Genomic DNA, 26,976 nt, shown 5'->3' with positions numbered 1-26,976 from the left:
AAAGTTAAGTACGTCTATTTTACCATTTCAGAACTTTCTACTAAAGTTGCCTTGGATTTTTCGGTTCTTGAAGAGGGCATTCCTATTGATTTGGCAAGTACCTTTCTCATGTTCAATGTTTTATTTTTCTCATTTTGTTGGATTAAGTTAATATCGTTTATTTTATTCATTAAATCTTTTCCTTCCTCTAAAACTTTTGAATCGCTTTCATTAATGTGATGTTCATTGTTAAATTCTGCAACGATCTCTTTCTTTGTCGGATGAGTGTTCAGAAATTCTAACACCTGGTATTTAGCAACAACTTGAATAAATTTCTTATCATGAAATCTTGAGTCTTTATGTAGTTCTTCTAAGCTTTTATCATAGTGTTTTGCCTCGGTTACAGTAAGTTTTATTATTTTTTCTACGCTGTTTAAAAGTTTCCTACATAGCTTATCGTGTTTGTTGCCTGTTTGTGCTGCAAATGTTTGCTTGATATATTTTGTTATGTAGTTTTGTAATGTGTTGTCTATTGTGTTTATGTTCATTCACTCACCTTGCTTTTATATTATATTTTACACGCGAAAAGGTTAATATTGAGTTAACTTAGACGTTTCTAAAGCCAAGTTTTACTAAAAATTATATTATTTAAAGTATAATAGCTATCACAAAATAAAGCCGTAAATAAAATGAACTTTGTAACAAAACTAAAACTTATAATAAAAAAAATAAAGCTTAAGGTGAACAAGGGTAAAATTATAAAAATCCTTATCATCTGTGGTATAATTTTTTTCATATACCTTATTCATGAATCAGTTATAAATATGCTAAAAGGTCTCTTTTAAGAAATATACTCAGATTAGAGTAGATATTTACAAAAGTGTTGCTCCTTGCTGATAAAATACCTATAATTCCGTTTTTTAGGTAGTATTAGAATTGCAGAGAAACTTTTTAATATGGTTATTAGCATCATTGTTCTATGCGTACCAATATATATTGCGTGTAATTCCAAACATAATCGCGCCTGAGTTAATAACGAAATTCAACATAAGTATTACAGACGTTGGTCAATTTGGTGGGCTATATTATATAGGCTATACAATTGCTCACATACCTGTTGGTCTTGCCCTTGATAGATTTGGGCCAAAGTTTGTTTTGCCTGCATGTATTATCTTAACGTTTGCTGGAACATTGCCGCTAATATGCTTTGATGAGTGGTATTACTCAATACTTGGTAGAATGATTGTTGGAGTTGGTTCATCTGCTTCGGCAATTGGGCTTTTCAAAGTTGCAAGTATGTATTTCTCACAAGAAAAATCAGCAAGGATGGCTAGCTTATCTATAATAATAGGATTACTGGGGGCTATTTATGGTGGATTACCTCTATACTTCTTGCTCAATAAATTTGATTGGAATTATGTTATATACACTTTCTCAGCGTTTGGTTGTTTACTTGCTCTGCTGTTGCTTTTAATAACACCACGCGGTAGTTCAGAAGAAAATGCAAGTGACAATATATTTCAAGATTTAAAAACTGTACTTTTCAATAAACATATCATTCTGATTAGCTTTTTTGGCGGCCTAATGGTTGGACCACTAGAAGGTTTTGCTGATGGTTGGGCAAAAGCGTTCTTATGTGAAGCATATCAAATGACCGGAGATCTGGCATCTTCGCTTTCTTCCCTTATGTTTATAGGTATGGGAGCTGGATCATTCTTTTTAGCTTACTTACTGGAAAAGTATCCAGATAAACATTATGAAGCAATTATTGCCTGTTCTTTTGCAATGATTGCTAGCTTTCTCTTGCTTTTTATGCAAGCTGGAGGTTTATATATTGCACTACCTGCACTCCTTGTTATCGGCTTTTCATCTGGATATCAAGTAGTTACTATTTACAAGGCAATAAGTTATGTAAATAATAACTTGGTAGGCTTAGCCACAGCTATATCAAATATGGTAGTTATGGTTTTTGGCTATTTTTTTCATACTGCAATTGCAAAGATAATAGACTTGTGTTGGAATGGGACGGTAATACAAGGAAATCCTGTCTATGGTACTGAATTGCTAATAAAAGCAATATCGATTATTCCTGTATGTTTGCTTTTGGCTGTTTTTGGATTTATGTGGTTAAAGAAAGGATCTTATGACAATTGCTCCAAAAAGGATTTGTAACTCTGAAAATAATTTAAAGTCTTTTGATAATGAAGTTTATCAATCTATAGAAAAAGAACTGCAGCGGCAAAAATCACAGTTGCAACTGATTGCATCGGAAAATTTTGCAAGTAAAGCAGTGATGGAAGCACAAGGTTCTTTTCTGACTAATAAATATGCAGAAGGTTATCCTGGTAAAAGATATTACTGTGGCTGTGAGTATGTAGATGAAGTTGAAAATCTGGCTATAGAAAGGCTTTGTAAGCTGTTTGGTGTTAAATTTGCAAACGTTCAACCTCACTCTGGTTCTCAGGCAAATCAAGCAGTGTTTGCTTCACTACTTGCTCCGGGTGATACAATACTTGGATTGTCACTGAATTGTGGTGGACATTTAACTCATGGTGCAGCACCAAACCTTTCTGGTAAGTGGTTTAAGTCGATCCATTATACAGTTAATAGAGACACTTACCTGCTTGATATGGATGAGGTGGAAAGGCTAGCGCTGGAGCATAAACCGAAGCTAATCATTGCTGGTGCTTCTGCTTATCCAAGAGAAATAGATTTCGAGCGCTTTCGCAAAATTGCGAATAAAGTTGGTGCATATCTGCTTGCAGATATTGCTCACTATTCAGGGCTTATTGCTGCAGGTTGTTACCCATCACCTGCCAAATATGCGCATGTTATAACTTCAACAACTCACAAGACTCTACGAGGTCCTCGTGGCGGAGTGGTAATGACAAATGATGAAGCGTTACATAAAAAAATTCAGTCTGCAGTTTTTCCAGGGTTGCAAGGTGGACCGCTTATGCATGTGATAGCTGCAAAAGCTGTTGCATTTAAGGAAGCATTAGCGCCAGAGTTTAAAACTTATAGTAAAAAAGTTGTGGAAAATGCGAAAGTGTTAGCTCAAGCGCTGCAAGAACATGGAATAAACATTATAACTGGTGGCACTGACTCTCATATTGTACTAGTTGATTTAAGATCACAGAAGTTGACGGGAAAAGACGTTGTAAATAGCCTTGAGAGAGCTGGCATTACCTGCAATAAAAACTCTGTGCCATTTGACACGGAAAAGCCAACCATTACTTCAGGGCTACGTTTTGGTACCGCTGCTGAGACAACGCGTGGACTTGAGAGAGAAGATTTTAAAGAGATAGCTGATCTAATAAATGAAATAATTCAGGGATTGATCAATGGAAATAGTCCTGATATTGAAAGAGCAGTAAAAAATAAAGTTGAAAAGATTTGTAGTAATTTTCCTATTTATTAATTTATTTAGCATTCAAATTTCCTTTCTTTACTTTGGATTAAACTATTGTATAGTGATTTTATAGCTCTTTAATTTTATGATAAATGTACTTAGCATAGAGAGTTGTGATTTCCACAATAAAAATGTTCTGCTCAGGGTTGACTTCAATGTTCCTATAAAAAATGAAAGAATTTGTGATGCCACTCGTATTTTAAGAGCGCTACCTACCATTCAGTATTTGGCAAATGCGGGTGCAAAAGTTATTATTATCTCACATTTTGGGCGTCCAAAAGCAAAAGAAAGTAACCTATCGCTAAAAAAAGTAGTTGAAACTTTATCACAGCTGCTGAATAAAGAAGTGAAATTTATTGATGATTGTATTGGCGAGAGAGTACAAAGAGCAATAAATGTAATGGATGGAGGAGATGTAATATTACTAGAGAATCTGAGGTTTTATAAAGAAGAAGAACAGAATGACTCAAGTTTTGCTAAACAATTAGCATCTCTAGCAGATATATATGTAAATGATGCATTTTCTTGCTCTCATAGAGCTCATGCTTCTATTTCATGTATTACGGGATTTTTACCTTCTTATGCAGGATTTTGCCTGCAAGATGAGCTAAAGTATCTTGAGCAAGCCATATCGTTTGACGCTAAACCTATTACTGCGATAGTTGGTGGAGCTAAAATATCAACTAAAATAAAAATGCTTATAAAGCTAGCAGAAAAAGTTGATTACCTTATTGTGGGCGGCGCAATTGCTAATAATTTTTTGTTATTTAATAAAGTTAATATAGGTAAATCTTTTTTTCAAAATGGAGTTGATGATCTTCTGCACGATATTATTGAGACGGCAAATAAAAACAATTGTAAAATAGTTGTACCTGAGGACGTTTTAGTTGCAGAAAACTCTGATTATAGCACTGGCATTTTAAGAAAAACTGAATCCATTTTGGACGGTGATATAATTTTAGATATCGGACCTCAAACTTTAAGCACAATAAGCGGTATAATAGCAAGCAGTAAAACTCTACTATGGAATGGGCCTATTGGTGTTTTTGAACATTCAGCTTTTGCAAATGGCACGATAGAGGTGATGAAAATTGCTAATAACTTAACGCATAAAGGAAAATTAACCAGCGTAATAGGGGGAGGAGATAGCCTATCTGCAATAAATGCAGCAGGTCTTACTGATAAAGACTTTACATATATTTCAACAGGTGGAGGAGCATTTTTAAGTTGGCTAAGTGGTGATGAAATGCCGGGACTGCAATTAACGTCGAATTAAAACTTTTTTAAGCTGTTGCTTGTACCTTAGCTTTTTTATAAATTGTGTTGTGGTTATGTCGAAAGCAGCCAAATTAATCTTATGCTTAATAATACCAGTAATAGGATTTGTTTTTTACATTAAGGAGCATTACCTCAACAATACAAGTTCACAAATTAAATTTGAGCCATTCTTCAAAACAAATTCTACAAGTCCAGACTACATTCCACCACTTCCAGAGCTGACTGATTTTGATAGAGGAGTATTAAGGGTTTGTGGAGATTGGGGAACACACCCTGATGAAGAAGATTTCAGGATTTTGCTTGATTGTCCTCAGCATCAAGAAGTGGTGAAAAAGATGTACGATAAGCTTGATCATCAAGTGATTACACCTAGTGCAGACTTGGGATTATTTAAAGATGAATTGACCAAGATTTGGTTTACAAATAGTGGAATTGAGAAAGAAACTATAGGGTTTGGGCATATTTTTTGTGGTGAACCAGATAGATTGGGGCTTGGTGGTATGCATTTTGTAGGTAGATATGTTGAGGCTCAAGAAGATAAGTGGGCGGGTGCAATTTGGGATAGTAAATCCCTGTGCAATAAATTAGATATTAAGCCACCTGTTTACACGTTTGGAATGAAATATTTAGGTAAGGATGGAGAAGTAAAAGTTAAGTGCCCAAATGGGTATGCGTATAACCTTCATGCTGATGATATTTTAGTTTCTGCAACTAAGGCGTTTAAGGAACTGGGAAAAGATGGAATGTGTCTGTATAAAATGGAAGATGACAATTATCAATCAGTGTTTGTGAGAAAAAATGATGCTATACTTACGTTTTATCCTGACTTAACACCAAAATGTAATGATAAGAGTAATAATTGTAGCTGCAGCAAGTCTTGATTGGCTAAAAAAAAGTAAACATTTTATGTGTATTATGCTAATCTAGTTATATTGCGGACAATTTGTAGAGCTACATGAAACTTATAGTAAAAAAATATTTGTCAGTTTTATTTTTGTTGCTGCTTGTAGCGCCTCTTGTATATGGACAGCAATCTTGTTTAAGTGATATTGAGAACGATTTTCAAGATTTGAAAACATCATTAAAAAATCCAATATTTTTAGATCCTGCACCAAGTTTAAATTATGATGATAGAGAAGGCAAAAAAGTGTTGATGGTGGTGGTGCACCATACCGAATCACCAACATTAAAAAGCACAAAAGACGCATTAAATTTTGCGGGAATATCAGTACAACTTATTGTTGATAGGGATGCTGGCATTACTCTGATGGTTCCACTCGAAAAAAGAGCGTGGCATGCTGGTGTAAGTTATGCGAAAGTTCAAGTAGATAATGTGGTTGAAGAGCTACGGAAACTGAATGATTATTCTATAGGCATAGAAATTGTAAACACAGGGCTTGAGCCTTTTCCAGAAGAGCAAATGAAATCTGTTAAAGATCTGATTTTATACCTCATGAAACGCTTTAAAATTAGAAAAGATATGATATTTAGTCACGCTGAGATAGGCACTATAGTGTACAACTCAGCAATTGAAGGTTACGCAATGCGTAAGCCTGATCCACATAAGTTATTTGATTGGGAGTTATTAGAGAAAAGTGGTATCGGATTGCATATAGGTGATAGAATCAGTCCTCAAGATGCAGAACAAAAAGTAAATGAGGTTTTGTATAAGGTAGGCGATAAGAGTGAAAATATTTTGAAATTAAAAAAAAGGTTAAACGGTTTTTTTTATAAAATACTGCCTTGGAACGATAGGAAAGGTAATATGATTTTTCCTGACAATAATGCTGATTACTCAAATGAGTTTGATGAGAATTTTGCGTGGGTTATCAATCAGTTTTCAATGCACCACTTGCCGAAAGAAATTAGAAAAGACTTGCCTCTAAAATTAGAACAAGAAGATATTTTGCCTGAATTTTTAGTTAAGTATAGTAATCTTATTTTTAGTAAATTCTTATCTTTAAGTGATAAAACTAAATTAAGCTTAAAGCCACCATTTTTGAATGAAGAGGATTACAAGCATTTATTATCTTCTTTTGCAGAATATGAAAATAATATTTCTTCTACTGCATTTGCTACGCTCATGTACAAGATTAAGCTATATTACGACTCTTATCTAAGGTATAATATAAGATCCTCGCTTTATATTCCATTTAAGCTTAATTTATTTGAAAAGCTAGATGTTTTAAAGAATGAAATATTGTCTTTTAAGTCTTTAAGCCATGAAAAGGCTATAGAAGTTTCGAATTTAATTAATGAGTTTAGGTCGAAAATTTTATCTGATTTCCAAAATTTTGAAAAACAATGGTTCCAAGAATTTAAGGACACTTGGAAACAAAAATTTATACCGAATATGGAAAAGCAAATGTCTTGGACTGCGCTGCATGAAACTGTGTTGGAATATGTAGAAGAGGCGAAGAAAGAAGTCTAACGAGTATTACGATGGCCAGATGAATGGGCAGAGAAAAATAAAGGCACATGCATCTGGACGGATACAAAAATTTCTAAATGAGGATTAATATAGTATTGGGATGACAGAGTTTAAAAAATAAGTTACTTTTTTTATTTTTGGTAAAAAGTAGTCTATGGGTATTAAAATTGCACCTTCTATACTTTCAGCAGACTTTGCAAGGTTAGGGGAGGAAGTAAAAAGAATTAGCGACTTGAATGTAGATTATATACACATAGACGTTATGGATGGAAATTTTGTTCCAAATATTACAATAGGTCCGAATGTTATCTCTGCAATACGTAAATATAGCAATCTTCCTTTTGATGTACACTTAATGATTAAATCTCCTGGTGAACATATTGAAAGTTTTATAAATGCTGGTGCTGATATTATCACTATACATGCAGAAGTAGAGATACATCTTGAGAGGCTAGTAAGAAAGATAAAGTCATATAAAAACATAAATGATAAAAAAAAAACAATGCAAGTTGGGGTTTCAATTGTTCCTTCAACTTCTCCAAGTGTGCTTGAGTATATAATACATGAGCTAGATATTGTGCTAATTATGACAGTCAATCCTGGGTTTGGAGGACAGGAGTTTATTCATTCGCAGTTGAGTAAGATATCTACCGTGAAGAAAATGATACAAGAACGTAACCTTAAAACGCAAGTTTCAGTAGATGGTGGAATTAACTTTTCTAACTCAGCTGATATAATAAAAGCAGGTGCAAATATATTAGTTGCTGGATCAGCAATATTTAAAGCTGAAGATATGAAAAAGGCTATAAACGACCTTAAAAATCTTTCGTTATAACCATACAGATAACACAAACCATTTTTGTTATCTTGTCAGTTTTAAAAATTTCTATTATCCCAATGTTTCGATACTGAGATAATAGAAAGTAAGTTCAACCTCAGTAGAAACCTGATGATGAATCATTATTACCAAATTTTGGTCTGTTTCTATTACTAAAACCAGAACGAGGACGAGTAGGTCTATTACTATGATAATTATCTCCAGGTTTTTTATTAAACGAGTTGTTATAATAACTATCCCTATTATTTAAACCATCTTTCCTTTCTTCATTGTAAAGCTTACCTTCAAAAAATTCACCTGTTTCTTGATCAACACGACGTCTTGATAATTTTGGACATCCACCTTTTTCAAAGTCAATTATCAAAGCTTTGAAGGTATCACCCTGTTTAAGTATATCCTCAATGGACTCTACATGTTGATTAGCTACCTCGCTTATATGCATTTTTCCTTTTCTTCCATTAAGAAGTTCTAGCTCTACAATAGACTTCTCTATCCTTACAACTTTAGCATCAACTATAGAACCTTGTTCTAGTTCTGTTATTGAATCAATCATCATATTCTTTGCAGCTTCAGCTTCAGTACTACTAATGGCAAAAACAGAAACTTTACCGTCATCCCCTATTTCAATTTTTGCATTACTTCTTTCACATACACTGCGTATATTTTTTCCTTTAGCACCAATAGCTGCAGAAATTTTATCTTTATCTATATAAAACGATAACACTCTTGGTACATGATCTTTTATATCCTTACGATGTTCTGAAATTACTGCATTCATTTTTTCTAAGATATGTAATCTTCCAACTTTTGCTTGTTCTAAAGATTTTTCAACAATTTCAAGGCTTATACCAGGAATTTTCATATCCATCTGCAGTGCTGTAATCCCTTCGCTAGTTCCTGCTACTTTGAAGTCCATATCACCAAGATAGTCTTCATCGCCTAGTATATCAGAAAGTATTATATGCTCATTTTTGTCTTTGATGAGACCCATAGCAATTCCTGCAACGGGAGCCTTTATTGGCACACCTGTATCCATTAATGCAATGGAAGTTCCACAAACTGTTGCCATAGAAGAAGAACCATCAGATTCCATAATCTCAGATACTACCCTTATTGTATAAGGAAATTCAGATTTATCAGGTAAAACAGGATGAATTGCTTTCCAAGCAAGTTTACCATGACCAATTTCTCTCCTTCCTGGTGCGCGTATAGCAGAAGCCTCTCCAACAGCAAATGGAGGAAAGTTATAATGCAACATAAAATGTTCACGTCTATCCCCTTCAATGTCATCCACAATTTGCTCATCTTGTGTAGTACCAAGAGCAGTAACAACTAGTGCCTGAGTGGTACCCCTTGTAAATAGCGCAGAGCCGTGAGTTTTGGGTAAAATATCAGCCTCAATTTCTATCTGGCGTATTTCATCATACTTACGGCTGTCTATCCTCACACTTTTCTTTCTAATCATTTCACGCACTAAAGATCTTTCAAAGCTTTTTACTGCATAAGTAATTAACTTTTCTTCTTTTCCAGCCTCTTTAAGAGTATTCAACATATTATTTCTGACTACTTCTAGAGCCTGAACTCGCTCTTGTTTTATTGTTTTTGAATATGCTTCTTCAAAGTCTTTGCGATATTTCTCAAGTTCTTGAGTTATATCTGATATATCAACAGGGGCAAAGCTTTCAGGTTTATTGCCTACTGTATCAGCAAATTCTTTTATAAGCTTAATAACAGGTTGAAGATGTTCATGACCGAATTTTATTGCACTCAAAACATTTTCTTCAGAGAGCTCTTTGACTTCCGATTCGACCATTAAGATCGAATTTTCATCACCAGACAAAAACAGATCCAAGTTGCTTGCTTTCATCTCTTGAACGGAAGGATTGAGTATATAATTGTTATTTTCATCACAACCGACCATAACTCCAGCTATATTAAAGTGGAAAGGAACACCAGAAATTGCAAGAGCTGCGACGGTACCTATCAATGCTGGTACTTCAGGAGAATTGACCGTATCGTAAGTTAATAGATTACATACTACACTAATTTCATCATAAAAACCTTCAGGAAATAACGGCCTTATACTTCTGTCTATTACTCTTGAAATTAAAGTTTCTCTATCAGATGGTTTTCCTTCTCTTTTAAAAAAACCACCAGGAATCTTACCCATGGCATAACTTTTTGCAATAAACTGCACATTTAAAGGGAGAAAATCAACACTTTCTTCCTTCTTTTTTCGTACAACAGTGACTAAGATAGAAGTATCTCCATAATTTACAACTACTGAACCATCAGCTTGACGTGCCATTTTTCCAGTTTCTAAAAATAAGGAACGACCACCCCACTCTATAGATTTTTTTATAATTTCAAACATACAAAATTCCTCGATTATTTTCTAATGCCTAACTTCTCTATTAACTCTTGATAGGCTTCATTACCAAATTTACGTTTTATATAATCTAAGCACTTGCGCCTTCTACCTATCAATACAAGTAAACCGCGCTTAGAATTATGGTCATGCTTGTGCACTTTAAAATGCTCAGTTAAATTACTGATCCTCTCGGTCAAAATTGCACATTGTACAAAAGATGAACCTGTATCATCTTCTTTAATTGCATATGTACTAATCAAACTTTTTTTCTTTTGGGATGTTATTGACATCTAAACCTCATTTTAAAATATTAAAAACACGAATAGGCTTCACATAACCATGAGTAAAATTGCAAATTGCAATAGGTACATTACCCACTATCGTACAAAAAATATCATAATTCTTTAAACCACGCAAGTTATTTAATATAATTCCTTGACCTTTTCTGATTTTCTTTGCTTCCTCTGGAGAAATCTCAATCTTGAACATCGATTCTAAGACTGATGCAATAGGGATAATCGGACTTTTTGCATTATATTCAATGCAACTCTTCGGTGTCATTCCAGCGCTCTGGTACACATCTGTACAAACATTTGTTTTGCCAGAGTAATTTGCACAACGGGTGGTGTCATTCCAGCACTTGACACTGGAATCTAGGGAAGCTTGCTTGCTTGCAAGCAAACTTGTTTGGTGATCATGGAAAGTAGCTAATAGACGCTTTTGATTGAGGTTACATAGAAAACTAGATCCCAGTGCCCAGACACTGGGATGACATCCTACTGGTAAGTCCGAATTGCAATGTTTATGCAATTGTGCAGTTTGCTCGATTGTTACTGATTCATCTTCCTTGAAATTACCTACCATCGTTCTTCTTATACCAATTCCCGCTATACAAGCAACGAATAGACAATAATGGAAAAAAAGCCATACTGGAGTAAGTAAAATAGCGAGGTTTAGATGGCATTAAGATCAAAATTATTGGATGAAAAAGTGGTGGAATCAGCAAAAGAGATGCTGAAGAAAGTAAGAAATAATGCGTATGTTGCAAAAAAACTAAATGCTGTAATTGCAGCAAAAAAGCACAGTATAACAGCTGTAGCAAAAATATGTTGCATTTCGAGAAAGGCAATTACTACATGGATAAAGCACATAAAATTTGGAAGAGAAGAAAAATTATTTTCTCCACCTCAACGCCGTAGAAAAACTATATTGAACCAAAGTCAACTTGAACAAATTGAGGTGTGGATAGAGGAAAACCCCAATATTACTATTAGAGAAATGAGAATAAGAATCCAAGAAAGATTTGGTTTGAATATCAGCAAATCCACAATACATCGTAATATGCAAAGAATGAAATTCTCATATATCACACCAAGACCAGTTCATAGTGGACAGGATAAAAATAAGCAAGAGGAGTTTAAAAAAAAACCTCAATGAAACTATTGTCATGCATTCTGAAAAAGAGCTATTTTTCTTCGATGAATCACGGTTTGGTACACATTCAAAAGTTGGACATGGGTGGTTTAAAAAAGGCAGTAGGACACAGGTTAAGGTAAAATTAGGTAGGGAAAATTTTTATCTCTATAGTGCAGTTAATCCCAGAAATGGAGAGAATTTTAGCTTATTTGCACCAAACGTCAACACTGCTTGTATAAATATATTCCTTGAACAGATGTCGCAATATTTAGGAATACGAAAGGCTTTTCTCGTGATGGATTGCGCTAGTTGGCATAAGTCAAAAAGTTTAAAGATACCTAAAAATATCGAAATTATATACCTACCACCATACTCACCTGACCTCAATCCTGTTGAGAGGTTTTGGTTATATATAAAACAGAACATTTTGCGCAATAAAATCTACGATACAATTGTTCTGCTTGAGAGCGCTTTGTGTAAATTTATTACCTCTCTTTCCCCTTCCACGGTTAAACAACTCTGCAATGCTTCTTATTTGGTTCATTAATAATGAGAGTTGGTATTAATTGTGTAATATGTCCAAAACAATTTAATTCAATTCCAAGATCTCTTGCAATTGATCTTACATATACACCGCTACCGCAGATCATAGAAAAATCGGCACTATTATTTATGGTGTCCAAAAATATCATCTTCAGTTCATGTATTTTGACTTGTCGAGGTTTTATATTTACCTTTTGCCCACTTCTTGCCAGCTTATATGCTCTTGCTCCTTTGATTTTTACTGCTGAAAATTGAGGAGGAGTTTGTGTTATCTCACCAATAAAATCCTTAATCACACAATTTATTTGGTTATATTCAGGTTTTATAGTGCTAGTTCTAATAATATCACCATCTAAATCGTCCGTAGTTGTTTGTTTTCCCCATTTGATTGTGAAATTGTATGCCTTTAAGTCACAAGATAAATACGGTATAGTTTTTGTTGCTTCACCAAGAGCGATTGGTAATACACCTGAAGCCAAAGGATCAAGTGTTCCCAAATGTCCGGCTTTTTTTATTCCAAAAATCCTTTTAATTTGAGTTACAGCTTGTGCAGAACTCATTCCTGTTGGTTTATCAAGATTCAGCCAGCCATTTACCATGTATCAATCTTACATAATTAGTAACAATTTAGAAAGTAGATAAAATATTAAGTTGTTAATAAAATGCTTGACTAGTGTGCATTGTTAATATACAATTAACTTTTTATAAACCTTAATTAAGGAGGAAGTTATTATGCCATACTATATGGAAATTGAAAAATATAGCACCCATAACAAAAATGAGTATTGAAAGTACAGTTGCAACTGCATCTTTAGCAGCAGCAATAACAACAATATTGATTGCTACTAAAGTAATTGCTGGACCTGCATCTTTAGCACTTATTGCTAGCCCTGCTGGAATTGCAGTTCTATCTATTGCCGCTGTATATTTTGCCGCAGCAGCTTATGCTTCATATCAGCAGATGAATGCAATAGAAAATGTTAAGGGTGAAAAAGGCGATAAGGGCGAACAAGGACTTCAGGGTGAGAAAGGTGACCAAGGACCTCAAGGCGAGAAAGGAGAAGTACTTGATCTTGCAAGTGAACTAAAAAAACCTGAAATTATGAGAATATTTGAAAATAAGTTTCAAGAAAAAACAGCGTAATAGGTTATATAGGAGGTAGATTTTCTACCTCTTTTTTTCTCCTTTCATCTGGATGTGTAAAAGTTACAATAGCCTATCCCACATTTCAACTACATCCTCACTGAACTCTATTATCTCTACTTTTTTAAATTGGTAACAGTTGTTGATGGATTGAATTCCTAAATCTCTTATGAAAGGAGTGGCATCGTTACCTAAAATTTTACCACTGCGGCAGATTATCAACCTGTCGATTAAATTATACTTCAGTAGCTCTGTAATTAACACTCCTCCGCCTTCAACTAATAACCTTGTTATACCAATTTTTGAAACAAGTTTTAATGCCATGTCTTTTAGGCAGATTTTTCGATTTGATGTCATTCCAGTGCTTGACACTGGAATCCAGTTTTCACTACGCAATTGCTTGAAATTTTCTGGATCCCAGTGTCTGGGCACTGGGATGACACCCTTCTTGGTGAAAGTCGCTTTTATATTACAGCATTCGTACAGTTGAGCACTTGAAGTTAAAATCCATGTTTTTTCTAGATTCCAGTGTCCGGGCACATAATTATACGAACATTGCAATTTGCCGGTGGTGTCATTCCAGTGCTTGACACTGGAATCCAGTTTTTTGATCGAAAATGTTGTATAGTGCACAATCAATTTTCCTGGATCCCAGTGTCTGGGCACTGGGATGACAGGAGGTGTATTAACTATCAAATAATTAATGTTTTTTATTTTTTCCTCTACTTCTTTATTTGTAATCACCCAAGTGATTACTTTGTCTGCAGTTTTTGCAATATTATGCTCTTCCTTCAATTTCCCTTGGCTATCGATAATTAGCCTTATTGGCGACCTGTCTTCGAGTCCTGGTAATCTGCAAGTTAAGAGAGGATCGTCATTGATAAGGGTACTACTGCCAATCATAATTGCATCATATTTTGCTCTGAGCTCATGTACCCAATTTCTCGTATCTTCACTTGTTATCCATTTGCTATCACCTGTAAACGTTGCGATTTTTCCATCGAGAGTTGTTGCGATTTTGCAAGCTATGAATGGTCTATGGAGTTTCTTGGTGGTAAAAAAGCCAACATTCAGTTTCTCTGCTTCTTCTTGCATAATACCTTGCTCAACTTCAATTCCTGCATCTGCTAAAGCTTTTATGCCTCTGCCTAAAACTCTATTATCTGGATCAATTGCTGCAATCACTACCTTTCTTATTCCTGATTTTATGATTTCTGTAGTGCAAGGTTCTGTAACTCCAAAGTGGCAGCATGGTTCGAGAGTGACGTACATAGTTGCACCATGAGTTAAGTCTTTAGCATTTTGTAAAGCAACTACTTCTGCATGTGGACGTCCACCGATTCCTGTGTAGCCTTCACCAATTACCATACCGTCTTTTACAATGACACATCCAACAGTGGGATTTGGTGCAACACTTCCAAGACTTTTTCCTGCAAGTTTTAATGCGATCGACATGAAATAATCATCGGTCATTAGAAAGAAGTCATTTCGTATGAGGTATCAAAAATTCTTCTGTGCTCGTGTATGGCAAATCTATCTGTCATACCTGAGATATAATCACATATTATTACTGAACGCTGAGATTCACAAGCAAGCTTGTTCCACTCTATAGGTAATAACCCTGGGTTTTCATAAAAGCATTGAAAAAGCTCCTGTACTATACGTTTTGCTTTGTTCATTGTTCTATTCAATTTATAGCTTCTGTATATTTTTTCCATGTTAAATTTTTTTATCTCTTTTGTGGCATTTGCAATTTCTGGTGAAAATGTGACTAGCATTATATTTAGACCTCTTACATCTTCTACGCTTTTTATTTTGTAGTCTTTAATATTTTTTTCAGTCTGAAAAACGACATCATTTATCATAATTCCTATAGTTCTACTCAGTGATTCATGTATGAGTTTACTCTGAGGCAAGTCTGAGTATTCACTCCTTACGCCTTTAAACATTTTGCCAATTAAAGGAACATCAAACAAATCTTCGATGGTTACTAAATTTGCCCTGAGTGCATCATCAAGATCATGCACACTGTAGGCGATGTCGTCGGCAATCGAAGCAACTTGTGCTTCAATGCTTGAAAATTCTTCAAGCTTTAGGTCATATTTTTCATTGTATTCTAATAACAGCTGATTATTTGTGTGAGATACCGCATTTTGACCGAGTAAAGGACCATTATGTTTTGCAACGCCTTCAATCACTTCCCAACTTAGATTCATGCCGTTAAAGTCAGCATGTTTTTGTTCAAGATAAGTTAAAATCCTTATAGCTTGAACGTTATGATCAAACTTATACTCCTCCTTATCAACTTGAACTAGAGCATCCTCACCTGTGTGACCAAATGGAGGATGACCAAGGTCATGTGCAAGCGCTATACATTCAGTGATGTCCTCATCTAATCTGAGCCTGCGTGCGATAGATCTTGCAATTTGTGCAACTTCAAGGCTATGAGTTAGCCGAGTGCGATAGTAATCATGCTCATAATTGATAAAAACTTGTGTTTTATATCCTAATTTCCTAAATGCATTAGAGTGAATAATGCGGTCCCTATCACGCTGAAAGCAGCTGCGATTTTCGTCTTCTGGCTCTTTGAAATTTCTTCCTTTTGTTTTACTTGGAAAGCACGCGTAACTTAATAGAAAATTATTGTTTGACATGTAAAATTTCTACTATAATAAGTTATCAATAATGAACGGTGGTTGTTATGTCAACAGATTACAATATTAGCTTAACTGACAATGCATTAAGGAAAATCCACTCCCTTGTAGAACAGGAAGGAGATGAGAGTTCTATTTTGCGGGTTGCAGTTTCAGGTGGTGGATGCTCTGGCTTCAAGTATAATTTTCTTATGGATCAAATAAATAAGAAGATGTCTTTGGATGACGATTTTGACGATGACGAAGACGACGATTTTGACGATGACGAAGATAGCGAGGATTATAGAAGCCACTCCAGTTTTAGTGAGAAAGGTAAAGATATAGTAATTAATGATGAGAATGGAAACCCTGTGTTAATGGTTGATAATTGTTCAGCGAAATTTTTAAATAATTCAACTATAGATTATACTGAAGATCTAAGCGGTTCTGGTTTTCAAATCAAGAATGCTCTCGCTAAGTCTCGATGTGGGTGTGGTAACAGTTTCTCGGTCTAATTCTCCCTCCTAGATCTTTTTATAATATGGGTAATGGTGTAACACTAGAGCTAGCTTCTGTAAGTAAGAGCTTCAAAAAAAGTCCTGCTATTGTAGAAGATATCAATCTGAGTCTTACAAGGGGGCAAGTAGTTGCATTGATTGGTAGTTCGGGATCAGGAAAAACAACTATACTACAAATTGCAGGCCTATTGGATAAGCCAACTTTAGGTGTAGTGACAGTAGATGGAGTAAATTGCACGCAAGCCAGCAATAAATATAAAACTCATGTAAGAAGAAATTTTCTTAGCTTTGTTTATCAATTTCACTATTTATTACAAGAGTTATCAGTGTTGGAAAACGTTATGCTTCCTCAGCTTATTGCAAGAAGAAGCAAAGCTGAAGCAAAAAAAAAATCGCAAGCAATATTAGAAAAATTTGGTCTGGAAAGTAAAGCAAGTAGTATGGTATCTGAAATTTCTGGTGGAGAAAGGCAGAGGGTTGCAATTGCAAGAAGCATTGTAAACTCTCCAAAGCTTTTACTTGCAGATGAACCAACGGGAAATTTAGACCCAACAAATTCTTTGAATGTGTTTTTGCTGTTACATTCATATGTAAAGGAAAATAATAGCTCTATGCTTATAGTAACACACAACTATATCCTTGCAGAAAAAGCAGATCACATTTTTCAGTTAAAAAACCGATCATTAGTAAAGCTGTGAATGGAAGAAACAGTACGATACAAAGCTACCTATAACTTGTACTTATTTAACCAATGATCATTAACGGAGTATAATTCGCATGAAATACCTTCATTGCTTTTTATACACGGACTCTTTAACTTACGCTGTTTACTTAGAAAGCATCCTGACAGCATAAACATCGCTAAAACGAGAAATAATAATTGCCTAAACATAACAAGACTTTTTTTATTTATATTAATACACTCATTTCTTTCATTTGTAAAGTTAGGCATATTCTTTTACCCTTATCTCTTTTTTAGCTTTTTGGGAGGAAGTGACTGCACTGTTTAAGCGTAGTTTTATATAATTATCTATAATTTGAGCTACTTCCTCTTCTTTATCCCTTAAAAAGTGGTTAGTATCGTCTATTATATGGTATTCCACATGGTTATTTTTTACCGAATTTATTAACCTTTGTGCTAATTCTGTTACATCGCTTTCTTCTGAAATTGTATCATTATTACTTTGTATTATAAGTCCAGGAACTGGGCAAGGAGAGAGAAAAGAGAAATCGTACTTAGTTGCTGGAAGAGAAAGGGCAACAAAACTTACTATCTCTGGACGGCGCATTGTCAACTGCATAGCTACCCATGCTCCAAAAGAAAAACCGACTATCCAAATTGGAACGTTGTTAGAGTTATGCTCCTGAAGCCAATCAATAGCTACTGCAGCATCAGTTAATTCTCCTATACCCTTATCAAAAGTTCCGGTAGATTTTCCGACGCCACGAAAATTAATTGTCAATGCAGAAAAGTTATTATCGATAAAAGATTCATATATACTATGTATAATCTTACTATCCATACTACCACCATATTGGGGATGGTGATGTAAAATTAGCACAACCGGTGCATTGGTATCTTTGCTTTGATGGTATCTACCTTCTATCTTTTTTGTTGAATTATTTAAAAAGACTTCTACCATGATGACTCCTAATAAAAACCTGTTTTAACAGGGATTGATAATGAAAATTGTTTATTAATTATGTATTAATTTCGCTGTTTTTGCAATAAATTTTTATCGTGTTAAAGTTAACATACACAATTGGTTGATGGTAAGTGAAAAATAAGCCTGTGAGTTTATTCTCTCTGGAAGATAGTAGTTGCGTGTATGCTGATTATAATGCAACTGCTCCAGTGAGTGAAAATGTAAAAAAAAGTATACTTGAGATTTTGTCAAAACAAACACTAAATCCATCATCGCTGCATAAAAGAGGACAAGAAGCGAGGAAGATTCTTAAAGAGGTAAGAGATAACGTACGTGATGCTCTTAGCGTTCCAGATGATAAAGAAATAGTTTTTACGTCTGGTGCAACTGAAGCAAACAACCTCGTCATGAGAGGAATGAAAGGCTATCTGCATGTAATTTCAGCTATAGAGCATCCTTCAATTCTTGATTCTGCATGTAATCCACATATAATACCCGTTAATCAAGAGGGTATTATTGACTTTTTAGAGCTAGAAAAAATTCTAAGCGAACTTGATGAAGGGAATAAAGTAATAATTTCAGTGATGATGGCTAATAACGAAACTGGAGTTATTCAGCCTGTTAAGGAAATAGCTAAAATGGCACATAAATTCGGGGCAATCTGTCACACCGACGCTGCTCAAAGTGTCGGGAAAATCCAAGTAAATATGGAAGATTTAGGAGTGGATTTACTTACTTTATCTGCTCACAAATTTGGTGGTATAGCAGGTAGTGGAGTTTTAATATTTGACAAAAAGCTTGTAATAGAACCTACTATAATAGGTGGTGGGCAAGAAAAAGGATTGCGTGGTGGTACAGAAAACATTGTTGCAATAGTAGGTCTTTCTGCTGCATTGCAAAACATTCCAGATCTTCTATCAAAGATGGATGAAGTAGAGAAGCTGCGTGATCAATTGGAGTGTGGGTTATTAAGTCTTGTCAGTGATATCAAGATCTTTGGCAGAAATTCTAAAAGATTGCCAAATACAAGTTTCATTTATATGCCGAGAGTGAAGAATGATCTGCAGCTCATGCACTTTGACTTAAATAATATTGCAGTCAGCAATGGTTCTGCATGTTCTTCTGGAAAAGTTGGGCCTTCTCATGTTTTGCTTGCAATGGGAGCAACAAAAGAGCAAGCAGAATGTTCAATTAGAATCAGTATAGGTTCAGAGGTTAAACCGCGAGACATAGAAAAAATAGTGGATTGTTGGTATAGTGTCTATAAGAAGAATGCTTTAGTAAATGCAAAAACTATTTTCACCATTCCCCTTAAATCATGATAGAGGGAATGGTGAAAGTAGTTTCTATTGCCAGAGGTTGTTATAATAGTTACATGCTGATGAAACATGGCTTGCTTATAGTTATGGAAGAAATTCTCTAATTGCACACCACACCATTCAATTGTAGTATGTCATTTTATACTTGATAAAAACGCTGTATTGTATTATAATATATCATCAAGAGATAATAAGGAGTTACATATGTCTTATATGAAAAACGAACAGGATATTCGCTCTCAGGGCGTTTATTATAGTGCTGGACTCAGGAGTTACCTAACTAAAGTATACAATTATATGGCTTTAGCTTTAGGTGTTACAGGGCTTGTTGCGTTTTTAACAGTATTTTCTGGTCTTTTCCAGGTGATTTATTCTAATCCTGTTCTATCGCTTGTGGTAATGCTGTCTCCAGTTGCATTGGTGTTTTATATGTCTTTTAGGCTTCAACACCTAAGTGCTCAGTCAACACTTACTGTATTTTTTCTATTCTCAGTTTTAATGGGAATTTCTTTATCTCATATTTTTATAATTTATACTGCAGAAAATATAGCGAGAGCATTTTTCATTACATCGATCATGTTTGGCTCTATGGCTTTATATGGTAATACTACAAAAAAAGATCTGACCAGTATGGGTTCTTTTTTGATTATGGGAATCTGGGGATTAATCATTGCATCTATAGTTAATCTGTTCCTTGGGAGTAGTCCACTCTATTTTGCAATATCATTTGTGTCAGTAATAGTGTTTACTTTAATGACCGCGTACGATGCTCAGAGAATCAAAGATGTTTATTATAGGTATAATGATGGCTCAGAGGTTGCAACTACTAAGCTGGCAGTACTTGGTGCAACTAATCTTTACTTTGACTTCATCAATATATTCCTCAATTTACTCAGGTTACTTAATTTATTCAACAATAAGGATTAGATGATTTCCTTTTTAAGGGGAAATAATGAAAATTCTATAGTTTTTTTCCTAGTATCTTTAGTGGTATTGATGCTGTGTCTTGCATATGCTTCAGTGCCATTGTATAGTATCTTTTGCAAAGCTACTGGATATGGTGGCACAACGAGAAAAGCAACTAATACGACAATAAATGCAACTGACCAAAAAATCAGGGTTTACTTCAATGCTGATGTAATGCCTGATCTACCTTGGGAATTTAATTCAGAAGCTAATTATATTGATACAAACATAGGAGAACAAAGTTTAGCATTTTATTACGCAGAAAATTTATCTGACCAGCCTGTGCTTGGAATGGCAGTGTATAATGTCACACCTTTTAAAGCAGGTAAGTATTTCAATAAAGTTGCATGCTTCTGCTTTGAAGAACAAATTTTGCAGCCAAAACAAAAAGCAGCTATGCCAGTATCCTTTTACATAGATCCTGAGATAATGCGTGACAATAGTACAAAAGATTTAAGTGAAATAACACTATCGTATACGTTTTTTAAGCTTAAGTAGCAAACCTTTTCCTATAAATAGTAGTTATGCAACAGATCTATTGAATTGAGCAGAAGCTCTTATTTGTTTTTTGCACACTGACTACTTCTGTTTCAGTGTTCGGTGTTGCTAATACCAATTCCCGCTATACAAGCAACGAATAGACAATAATGGAAAAAAAGCCATACTGGAGTAAGTAAAATAGCGAGGTTTAGATGGCATTAAGATCAAAATTATTGGATGAAAAAGTGGTGGAATCAGCAAAAGAGATGCTGAAGAAAGTAAGAAATAATGCGTATGTTGCAAAAAAACTAAATGCTGTAATTGCAGCAAAAAAGCACAGTATAACAGCTGTAGCAAAAATATGTTGCATTTCGAGAAAGGCAATTACTACATGGATAAAGCACATAAAATTTGGAAGAGAAGAAAAATTATTTTCTCCACCTCAATGCCGTAGAAAAACTATATTGAACCAAAGTCAACTTGAACAAATTGAGGTGTGGATGGAGGAAAACCCCAATATTACTATTAGAGAAATGAGAATAAGAATCCAAGAAAGATTTGGTTTGAATATCAGCAAATCCACAATACATCGTAATATGCAAAGAATGAAATTCTCATATATCACACCAAGACCAGTTCATAGTGGACAGGATAAAAATAAGCAAGAGGAGTTTAAAAAAAAACCTCAATGAAACTATTGTCATGCATTCTGAAAAAGAGCTATTTTTCTTCGATGAATCACGGTTTGGTACACATTCAAAAGTTGGACATGGGTGGTTTAAAAAAGGCAGTAGGACACAGGTTAAGGTAAAATTAGGTAGGGAAAATTTTTATCTCTATAGTGCAGTTAATCCCAGAAATGGAGAGAATTTTAGCTTATTTGCACCAAACGTCAACACTGCTTGTATAAATATATTCCTTGAACAGATGTCGCAATATTTAGGAATACGAAAGGCTTTTCTCGTGATGGATTGCGCTAGTTGGCATAAGTCAAAAAGTTTAAAGATACCTAAAAATATCGAAATTATATACCTACCACCATACTCACCTGACCTCAATCCTGTTGAGAGGTTTTGGTTATATATAAAACAGAACATTTTGCGCAATAAAATCTACGATACAATTGTTCTGCTTGAGAGCGCTTTGTGTAAATTTATTACCTCTCTTTCCCCTTCCACGGTTAAACAACTCTGCAATGCTTCTTATTTGGTTCATTAATAATGAGAGTTGGTATAATTTCCATCCTGCGTTGTTTGCTTCACAAGCATTCCAATATTGAGCCAATTCCTTATTATTTTTTACAGAATCTGGCATTTCTATGTTGGGATTTTTTTCTAATGTATGCTTAATTAGAATCTCATAGCAATTCTTGCATTCAATTGACTTTTCTCTACCATATAATTCAGCAATACACTCTAAAGCGGTATTTCAATTGTAATTTTCATTTGGGCCATCATTTATTCCTGCTTTTATGAGAGCCTTTAACACGTCTGGAGAACAAGTCAAGGCGCAGGCATGTAAATATCCTTTTTCATTTTGCACGTTAGCCCCTGTTTTTATTAAAACTTGCGCTAGATTTGGTAAAGGGTGCGGTTTATAATTAATGGCAATAGAAAAAAGACTGTCTATTGGAAAGCCATCATAGTCTTTCAAATCAAATTTGTGATTGATATCAAAACCTTTTTTTCCCCAAGAAGTATATAAATATTTATAATAGTCTCCTTTTTTATCTGATTTTTGCATTCCATATTTTAACCCTTCTTTTATTTTTTTTATTATATTGTTGGCATCTAAATCGTCATCTTCATCCACTTTGCACAACACGTTGAATAAAACACCATAAAGCCAAATTTCTCTGTTCATGATAATTTGTGTCTCAAAACTATTAACAATACGCTTATGTAGTGTATAAACTCTAAATAACATTTTGCAAAATATTAATTGCTAGATAACATAATTAAAGTTTTTGTCTTACATTTATCATGGTTAGAGCTATACAAATTAAAAAAACTGGGGGGCCAGAAGTATTAGAATTTGTAGATCAGAGCGTAGGTGAACTAAAAGATGAGGAAGTCTTAATACGTCATACAATTATCGGCTTAAATCGTTATGATTTAGAACATAGAAAAGGTATGCGCAAAATTAAAGATCTGCCATCAGTACTTGGAGTAGAGGCAGTAGGAATTGTTGAAAAGCTTGGTAAAAAAATTAGTGATAGACTTAAGGTTGGAGATAGAGTTGGATATTGCACAGCTCCTCCAGGGGCATATTGTGAAAAGCGCATTGTACACCAGAAATATTTGATAAAAATTCCGAATGATATACCTGATGAAGTTGCTGCTGCAGTGTTGTTTAAAGGCATGACAGCTCACTATTTAGTTAATCAATCTTATAAAATCAGGCCTGGTGCTTTTGTCTTGGTTCGTGGAGCTAATGGTGGTTTGGGGCAAATAATATGCCAATGGGCAAAGGATAAAAAAGGTGTAGTGATAGGTTCTATAAGCTCTGACGAAAAAATGAAGATAGCTTTACAAAGTGGCTGCACATACGCAATAAACTACAATGATAAAGACTTCGTTTCTAAAATCATGGAGATTACGAAAAATAGAGGAGTAGGTGTGGTGTATGACCCTATAGGTTACGCTACAAGCAAGCTCTCTTTTGAATCTTTAGGTAAGTTTGGCATATATGTTTCCTATGGGCAGATATCAGGTAATGCTCCTATTAATTTCTCTTTACTTAGTTCGCGTTCGTTATTTGCAGCTGGAACTTCGATATATCACTACAAGCACAATAGACTTACGTTAGTGCTTACTGCAATGGAAATTTTTGAAATGATAAGAAAAAAACTTTTAATTGTACGAATTAATAAAAAATATAAATTTGATGAAATAATAGAGGCTCATCGTGACATGGAAAATAGAAAAGTAAGTGGGCTAAATATTATCAAAGTTTCTTAAATAACTTAGTAACCTAAAATAATTATTCATTAAGTCATATTAACAAGAATTTCACATGGTTAATTCTCTTATAACAAGTTAGTTTATTTGATGCAGGTGTGGAAGTTGATGATGTGTGTTCCTAGCTTTAGCTATTAGTCAATTCTTTCCATTCAAGAATCATTTTATTAGCTTGCCTTAATGTTTCAACAGAAGGCAAGTCTTCTGTGCTGAGTGGTAGGCGGACAGTTTTGTGTTCTATGAGCCCAATATCATGCAGGAGTGCTTTAGTAGGTATTGGATTGCTGGCAGTAAATAGAGCTTTGCAAGCTTGTTGCCAACTGTCTGCTTGAGGGTTCTTGCCACTCATGCATTGCTTAACATATTTATGTACTACACTTGGCCAAACATTGGCAACAACAGAAACTAGACCAGACGCATCCTCAGCAGCCATATCGGATATCATATTATCATCTCCACAAAATACCTCAATATTTGGAGCAACTTTTTTATACTGAGTTAAAGTATCAACAGTTCCACTTGAATCTTTTATAGCCCAAAATTTTTCATGGTCAGATAAGTTGTGTACAGTTTCAGCATGAAGACTCACTCCTGCTCTCGATGGAATATTGTAAAACATAGCCGGCACATGTGCTTTCTCAAGCAGCTTTTCAAACCATAAAGTCTGCCCCATAATTCCAGGCTTTGCATAAATGGGAGTTGTCATTAGATAGCCGTGAATAGGCATATCCTTGCAAAAATCAAGCCATTCAAGAGTCTGATATAGATTCACTCCTGGTACACCAATTACAATTTTTGTATTTAATTTTAGCTCACATACAAATTCAACTAATGTACGCTTTTCAGAATCAGTAAGCGATAGGCTTTCACCTGTACTACCCAGTAACACTACGCCATTTTCAGCTTCAGCTTGTATTGTAAGTAAACGCTGCAAACTGCTATAATCTATGCTATCCCCATTGTAATTAAAGGGAGTAACACAAGCAGTCCATAAAAATGTAAATTTCAATTTAAATTGTTAAAATGGTATTTCATCGTCGATTAGTTCATCTTTTATATTGTTGTCAAAACTTTCGTGCTTATTTTTTTGTTCTGTTTCATTTTGCTTGTATTCACTTGGCTTGTAATCGGAATTTGGTCGCGAATCCAAGAGAGTAAGAGCGCTATTAAAATTATATAGAACCACCTCTGTTGTGTATCTTTCACTACCGTTTTGGTCAGTCCATTTTCTAGTTCTCAAAGAACCTTCAACATAAACTTTACTGCCTTTGCGTGCAAAATCTTTGACGATTTTTACTAATCCTTCACTAAAAATTACAATATTATGCCATTCTGTCTTTTCAGAGCGCATACCGGAAAGTTTGTCAGTCCAACTTTCAGACGTAGCTATCGAAAAACTTGCCATCTCTTTTCCATTTTGTGTAGTCCTAATTTCAGGATCTTTTCCTAAATTACCAACTAATATGACTTTGTTTATAGTACCACTAGACATAGTTATGCTTTTAAATAGATCTTTTATTATCTTATGTGAAAGTATTGTTGTCAAATTTAATTAAAAACGCGCTTGGAGGGATTTGAACCCACGGCCTTTGCCTCCGGAGGGCAACGCTCTATCCAACTGAGCTACAAGCGCAAATATATTAGATTATTTAATAGATAAACTATCTAAATCAAATTTTTGTTTTGGATAAAGCGTAAACATAATGCTTTCATGCCCAAAATATACATTTTTAGAATTACTTATCCGTTCTTTTGTTACCTTTTGGTCTACAGCCCATGAAAAAGTTACATAATTTTCAGTTACTGAGTGCACTTTTAAATCCTTAGTATTTATAAACAACTTTCCATTTACCCATATTTTCCATGTATCGGGGGAAAAGTATAAAATTGAATCTAAACTGACTACTTTACAATTGAAATTTTCTTCCTCTGTAACTCCTGAAGACTGTAAGTTAAACTTTTCCATCTCACTAACTATTCTATTAACCTGCTCTTCATCAAAAAAAATGCTTTTTATGTTACCATATTGCGATAAAGTACTTTCTGCTGCCTCTTTTATTATATCATCTCGATCTATATAATAATTGTTGATAAAAAAACACTCCTTCGCACGCAAATTTGCTATATCAATGAAATCATTTATTTCTTGATTTCCAACTTTTAAGATATTTTTTAAGTACTTCTTTTCTATAATCATTCCATTATTAGAATGATGACAGACCATTTCATCATTGCCTTGTCTTTCTATATATACACATAAATTTTCACTATTTAACCCTAATATTTTATGCTCAATAAAATCTTCATCACTAATATGCTGTTGGCAAGAATATTTTTTACAAATCCCTATATTTTCTACAAGATCTTCACAATTGCAATATGCACTAACATTAAAAAATAGCAGCGTAAAAATAAAAAACAACTTTATATTCATCTACTTAATATGGTATACCAATCAAAAACTATACTAGCTCTCACTATCTCTATCATATTACCACTTAAAATCTGGTTTATAACTGCAGAATCTATATTTCTCTGCTTATTCAAGGTAAGAGATCTGATCATAACATAACCAGGCAGATTTGGAATAGATTGTAGAAATAAAAAAATATGCTTATCGCTAATTGAGCTTAAACTTAGAACCACTTCACTTTTTATTACTTTTGTGCATTCACTTTTACTGTGTAGTTCAACTTCTTCAGGTATAGAAATTGATATTTCAGGCTCTAATATGTAATATCTTTTGTATAGCTTGTTAAGCTCAAAATTTAAATTTGCAATGTATCTACTACTATGTAAATTTAAAGAAGAAACTCTTTTCCATAAATCTAGATTTTTATTTAGGATAACTTCCTTTTTTTGAATTTCAGCAATCTGTAAGTTAATAGAACGTATTCCCTCAACAGCAATTTGATTTTTATTATAAATCTTCTTGTTATAGATAATAAAACACGTTGATAACCCTATTAATACAATGGATAATAATAAGTAAGATGTGAGCTGAATTGCAGCTTTTCTTTTTAGTTGATAGATAGTCATCAG

At 34.3% G+C, this 26,976-nt stretch carries 26 protein-coding genes, 1 tRNA gene and 2 pseudogenes; 15 read left to right on the top strand and 14 right to left on the bottom strand.

Features of this window, described 5'->3' with window-relative positions:
* Positions 1-14 precede the first annotated feature (14 nt).
* The gene (locus ABWU62_RS01430; protein WP_353287275.1) at positions 15-527 is read right to left on the bottom strand and encodes a hypothetical protein; all 513 of its coding nucleotides are present in this window, start codon (positions 525-527) and stop codon (positions 15-17) included.
* A 388-nt stretch (positions 528-915) separates the two neighbouring features.
* On the opposite strand from ABWU62_RS01430, the gene ABWU62_RS01425 reads away from it, so the two are divergent.
* The 6 genes from ABWU62_RS01425 to rpe all read left to right on the top strand — a co-directional run bounded on the left by ABWU62_RS01425 (position 916) and on the right by rpe (position 7,935).
* Positions 916-2,151, top strand: coding sequence for an MFS transporter (locus ABWU62_RS01425; RefSeq protein ID WP_353287274.1), 1,236 nt, complete (start codon positions 916-918; stop codon positions 2,149-2,151).
* Positions 2,123-3,400: a serine hydroxymethyltransferase gene (gene glyA / locus ABWU62_RS01420; protein ID WP_353287273.1), complete on the top strand. Its 1,278-nt coding sequence runs from the start codon at positions 2,123-2,125 to the stop codon at positions 3,398-3,400. Before ABWU62_RS01425 ends, glyA begins: the two co-directional genes overlap by 29 nt.
* A gap of 79 nt (positions 3,401-3,479) precedes the next feature.
* Positions 3,480-4,667 carry a phosphoglycerate kinase gene (locus ABWU62_RS01415; RefSeq protein WP_353288132.1) on the top strand — a complete coding sequence of 396 codons (1,188 nt, stop codon included), beginning with the start codon at positions 3,480-3,482 and terminating at the stop codon, positions 4,665-4,667.
* A 55-nt stretch (positions 4,668-4,722) separates the two neighbouring features.
* A complete protein-coding gene (locus tag ABWU62_RS01410) occupies positions 4,723-5,550 on the top strand; it encodes an EndoU domain-containing protein (protein ID WP_353288131.1) in 828 nt (275 codons plus the stop codon).
* Between the two features lie 113 nt (positions 5,551-5,663).
* Positions 5,664-7,100, top strand: a complete 1,437-nt coding sequence (locus tag ABWU62_RS01405; RefSeq protein ID WP_353287272.1) for an N-acetylmuramoyl-L-alanine amidase — start codon at positions 5,664-5,666, stop codon at positions 7,098-7,100.
* A gap of 154 nt (positions 7,101-7,254) precedes the next feature.
* Positions 7,255-7,935 carry a ribulose-phosphate 3-epimerase gene (gene rpe, locus ABWU62_RS01400; protein WP_353287271.1) on the top strand — a complete coding sequence of 227 codons (681 nt, stop codon included), beginning with the start codon at positions 7,255-7,257 and terminating at the stop codon, positions 7,933-7,935.
* A 100-nt stretch (positions 7,936-8,035) separates the two neighbouring features.
* Here the strand turns inward: rpe and pnp are convergent, their stop codons facing one another.
* The 3 genes and pseudogenes from pnp to ABWU62_RS01385 all read right to left on the bottom strand — a co-directional run.
* The gene (gene pnp / locus ABWU62_RS01395) at positions 8,036-10,312 is read right to left on the bottom strand and encodes a polyribonucleotide nucleotidyltransferase (RefSeq protein ID WP_353287270.1); all 2,277 of its coding nucleotides are present in this window, start codon (positions 10,310-10,312) and stop codon (positions 8,036-8,038) included.
* A 14-nt stretch (positions 10,313-10,326) separates the two neighbouring features.
* The gene (gene rpsO / locus ABWU62_RS01390) at positions 10,327-10,599 is read right to left on the bottom strand and encodes a 30S ribosomal protein S15 (RefSeq protein ID WP_353287269.1); all 273 of its coding nucleotides are present in this window, start codon (positions 10,597-10,599) and stop codon (positions 10,327-10,329) included.
* A 7-nt stretch (positions 10,600-10,606) separates the two neighbouring features.
* A pseudogene (locus tag ABWU62_RS01385) lies at positions 10,607-10,843 on the bottom strand (tRNA pseudouridine(55) synthase TruB); the annotation flags it as partial.
* 423 nt (positions 10,844-11,266) lie between these two features.
* On the opposite strand from ABWU62_RS01385, the gene ABWU62_RS01380 reads away from it, so the two are divergent.
* Positions 11,267-12,272 (top strand): IS630 family transposase gene (locus ABWU62_RS01380; RefSeq protein ID WP_353287090.1). Its coding sequence is split into 2 segments (ribosomal slippage): positions 11,267-11,728 and positions 11,730-12,272, totalling 1,005 coding nucleotides; the frame shifts between segments, so codons are not numbered across the junction.
* A 1-nt stretch (position 12,273) separates the two neighbouring features.
* Here the strand turns inward: ABWU62_RS01380 and truB are convergent.
* Positions 12,274-12,867 (bottom strand): annotated as a pseudogene (truB, locus tag ABWU62_RS01375) (tRNA pseudouridine(55) synthase TruB); the annotation flags it as partial.
* A gap of 179 nt (positions 12,868-13,046) precedes the next feature.
* On the opposite strand from truB, the gene ABWU62_RS01370 reads away from it, so the two are divergent.
* A complete protein-coding gene (locus tag ABWU62_RS01370) occupies positions 13,047-13,412 on the top strand; it encodes a collagen-like protein (protein ID WP_353287267.1) in 366 nt (121 codons plus the stop codon).
* Positions 13,413-13,475: 63 nt separating this feature from the next.
* Here the strand turns inward: ABWU62_RS01370 and ribD are convergent, their stop codons facing one another.
* On the bottom strand, positions 13,476-14,885 hold the full coding sequence (gene ribD, locus ABWU62_RS08345; RefSeq protein ID WP_410542185.1) for a bifunctional diaminohydroxyphosphoribosylaminopyrimidine deaminase/5-amino-6-(5-phosphoribosylamino)uracil reductase RibD: 1,410 nt from the start codon (positions 14,883-14,885) through the stop codon (positions 13,476-13,478).
* Positions 14,885-16,066, bottom strand: coding sequence for a deoxyguanosinetriphosphate triphosphohydrolase (locus tag ABWU62_RS01350; RefSeq protein ID WP_353287266.1), 1,182 nt, complete (start codon positions 16,064-16,066; stop codon positions 14,885-14,887). Before ABWU62_RS01350 ends, ribD begins: the two co-directional genes overlap by 1 nt.
* Positions 16,067-16,113: 47 nt before the next feature.
* Here ABWU62_RS01350 and ABWU62_RS01345 point away from each other — a divergent pair, with 47 nt between their 5' ends.
* A complete protein-coding gene (locus tag ABWU62_RS01345) occupies positions 16,114-16,560 on the top strand; it encodes a HesB/IscA family protein (RefSeq protein WP_007302232.1) in 447 nt (148 codons plus the stop codon).
* 26 nt (positions 16,561-16,586) lie between these two features.
* Complete coding sequence (locus ABWU62_RS01340) at positions 16,587-17,261, top strand: ABC transporter ATP-binding protein (RefSeq protein ID WP_353287265.1); 675 nt, start codon at positions 16,587-16,589, stop codon at positions 17,259-17,261.
* A gap of 246 nt (positions 17,262-17,507) precedes the next feature.
* On the opposite strand, the gene ABWU62_RS01335 is transcribed toward ABWU62_RS01340, so the two are convergent.
* On the bottom strand, positions 17,508-18,206 hold the full coding sequence (locus ABWU62_RS01335) for an alpha/beta hydrolase (RefSeq protein WP_353287264.1): 699 nt from the start codon (positions 18,204-18,206) through the stop codon (positions 17,508-17,510).
* Between the two features lie 134 nt (positions 18,207-18,340).
* On the opposite strand from ABWU62_RS01335, the gene ABWU62_RS01330 reads away from it, so the two are divergent.
* From ABWU62_RS01330 to ABWU62_RS01315, 4 genes are all read left to right on the top strand, one after another.
* A complete protein-coding gene (locus ABWU62_RS01330; protein WP_353287263.1) occupies positions 18,341-19,531 on the top strand; it encodes a cysteine desulfurase family protein in 1,191 nt (396 codons plus the stop codon).
* Positions 19,532-19,732: 201 nt separating this feature from the next.
* On the top strand, positions 19,733-20,455 hold the full coding sequence (locus tag ABWU62_RS01325; RefSeq protein WP_015588059.1) for a Bax inhibitor-1/YccA family protein: 723 nt from the start codon (positions 19,733-19,735) through the stop codon (positions 20,453-20,455).
* The gene (locus ABWU62_RS01320; protein WP_353287262.1) at positions 20,456-20,992 is read left to right on the top strand and encodes a cytochrome c oxidase assembly protein; all 537 of its coding nucleotides are present in this window, start codon (positions 20,456-20,458) and stop codon (positions 20,990-20,992) included.
* Between the two features lie 194 nt (positions 20,993-21,186).
* Positions 21,187-22,192 (top strand): IS630 family transposase gene (locus tag ABWU62_RS01315; RefSeq protein ID WP_353287261.1). Its coding sequence is split into 2 segments (ribosomal slippage): positions 21,187-21,648 and positions 21,650-22,192, totalling 1,005 coding nucleotides; the frame shifts between segments, so codons are not numbered across the junction.
* Positions 22,193-22,402: 210 nt separating this feature from the next.
* On the opposite strand, the gene ABWU62_RS01310 is transcribed toward ABWU62_RS01315, so the two are convergent.
* Positions 22,403-22,837 (bottom strand): hypothetical protein, encoded by a 435-nt coding sequence (locus tag ABWU62_RS01310; protein WP_353287260.1) that lies wholly within the window; start codon positions 22,835-22,837, stop codon positions 22,403-22,405.
* Positions 22,838-22,956: 119 nt separating this feature from the next.
* Between ABWU62_RS01310 and ABWU62_RS01305 the strand changes: the two genes are divergently transcribed.
* On the top strand, positions 22,957-23,934 hold the full coding sequence (locus ABWU62_RS01305; RefSeq protein ID WP_353287259.1) for a quinone oxidoreductase family protein: 978 nt from the start codon (positions 22,957-22,959) through the stop codon (positions 23,932-23,934).
* Positions 23,935-24,061: 127 nt separating this feature from the next.
* On the opposite strand, the gene dapA is transcribed toward ABWU62_RS01305, so the two are convergent.
* The 5 genes from dapA to ABWU62_RS01280 all read right to left on the bottom strand — a co-directional run bounded on the left by dapA (position 24,062) and on the right by ABWU62_RS01280 (position 26,973).
* Complete coding sequence (gene dapA / locus ABWU62_RS01300) at positions 24,062-24,943, bottom strand: 4-hydroxy-tetrahydrodipicolinate synthase (protein WP_353287258.1); 882 nt, start codon at positions 24,941-24,943, stop codon at positions 24,062-24,064.
* A gap of 9 nt (positions 24,944-24,952) precedes the next feature.
* Positions 24,953-25,426: a single-stranded DNA-binding protein gene (ssb, locus tag ABWU62_RS01295; RefSeq protein ID WP_353287257.1), complete on the bottom strand. Its 474-nt coding sequence runs from the start codon at positions 25,424-25,426 to the stop codon at positions 24,953-24,955.
* A 67-nt stretch (positions 25,427-25,493) separates the two neighbouring features.
* A tRNA-Arg gene (locus tag ABWU62_RS01290) sits at positions 25,494-25,567 on the bottom strand.
* Positions 25,568-25,579: 12 nt separating this feature from the next.
* Entirely contained in the window at positions 25,580-26,368 is a 789-nt protein-coding gene (locus ABWU62_RS01285; protein WP_353287256.1) for a hypothetical protein, read from the bottom strand.
* Positions 26,365-26,973 (bottom strand): hypothetical protein, encoded by a 609-nt coding sequence (locus ABWU62_RS01280; RefSeq protein ID WP_353287255.1) that lies wholly within the window; start codon positions 26,971-26,973, stop codon positions 26,365-26,367. Before ABWU62_RS01280 ends, ABWU62_RS01285 begins: the two co-directional genes overlap by 4 nt.
* Positions 26,974-26,976 lie beyond the last annotated feature (3 nt).

Source organism: Wolbachia endosymbiont (group B) of Gerris lacustris (assembly GCF_964028355.1).
Classification (GTDB): domain Bacteria; phylum Pseudomonadota; class Alphaproteobacteria; order Rickettsiales; family Anaplasmataceae; genus Wolbachia.
The sequence above is the reverse complement of the archived record's forward strand: the minus strand, read 5'-3'. Positions and strand labels throughout refer to the sequence as shown.

Coding starts and splice junctions, on each gene's coding strand:
- ABWU62_RS01325 (WP_015588059.1), top strand. CDS start 19,733: ATGTCTTATATGAAAAACGAACAGGATATTCGCTCTCAGGGCGTTTAT.
- ABWU62_RS01340 (WP_353287265.1), top strand. CDS start 16,587: ATGGGTAATGGTGTAACACTAGAGCTAGCTTCTGTAAGTAAGAGCTTC.
- ABWU62_RS01410 (WP_353288131.1), top strand. CDS start 4,723: ATGTCGAAAGCAGCCAAATTAATCTTATGCTTAATAATACCAGTAATA.
- glyA (WP_353287273.1), top strand. CDS start 2,123: ATGACAATTGCTCCAAAAAGGATTTGTAACTCTGAAAATAATTTAAAG.
- ABWU62_RS01430 (WP_353287275.1), bottom strand. CDS start 527: ATGAACATAAACACAATAGACAACACATTACAAAACTACATAACAAAA.
- pnp (WP_353287270.1), bottom strand. CDS start 10,312: ATGTTTGAAATTATAAAAAAATCTATAGAGTGGGGTGGTCGTTCCTTA.
- ABWU62_RS01310 (WP_353287260.1), bottom strand. CDS start 22,837: ATGAACAGAGAAATTTGGCTTTATGGTGTTTTATTCAACGTGTTGTGC.
- ABWU62_RS01345 (WP_007302232.1), top strand. CDS start 16,114: ATGTCAACAGATTACAATATTAGCTTAACTGACAATGCATTAAGGAAA.
- ABWU62_RS01335 (WP_353287264.1), bottom strand. CDS start 18,206: ATGGTAGAAGTCTTTTTAAATAATTCAACAAAAAAGATAGAAGGTAGA.
- ssb (WP_353287257.1), bottom strand. CDS start 25,426: ATGTCTAGTGGTACTATAAACAAAGTCATATTAGTTGGTAATTTAGGA.
- ABWU62_RS01320 (WP_353287262.1), top strand. CDS start 20,456: ATGATTTCCTTTTTAAGGGGAAATAATGAAAATTCTATAGTTTTTTTC.
- ABWU62_RS01350 (WP_353287266.1), bottom strand. CDS start 16,066: ATGTCAAACAATAATTTTCTATTAAGTTACGCGTGCTTTCCAAGTAAA.
- rpe (WP_353287271.1), top strand. CDS start 7,255: ATGGGTATTAAAATTGCACCTTCTATACTTTCAGCAGACTTTGCAAGG.
- ribD (WP_410542185.1), bottom strand. CDS start 14,885: ATGACCGATGATTATTTCATGTCGATCGCATTAAAACTTGCAGGAAAA.
- ABWU62_RS01305 (WP_353287259.1), top strand. CDS start 22,957: ATGGTTAGAGCTATACAAATTAAAAAAACTGGGGGGCCAGAAGTATTA.
- rpsO (WP_353287269.1), bottom strand. CDS start 10,599: ATGTCAATAACATCCCAAAAGAAAAAAAGTTTGATTAGTACATATGCA.
- ABWU62_RS01370 (WP_353287267.1), top strand. CDS start 13,047: ATGAGTATTGAAAGTACAGTTGCAACTGCATCTTTAGCAGCAGCAATA.
- ABWU62_RS01280 (WP_353287255.1), bottom strand. CDS start 26,973: ATGACTATCTATCAACTAAAAAGAAAAGCTGCAATTCAGCTCACATCT.
- ABWU62_RS01285 (WP_353287256.1), bottom strand. CDS start 26,368: ATGAATATAAAGTTGTTTTTTATTTTTACGCTGCTATTTTTTAATGTT.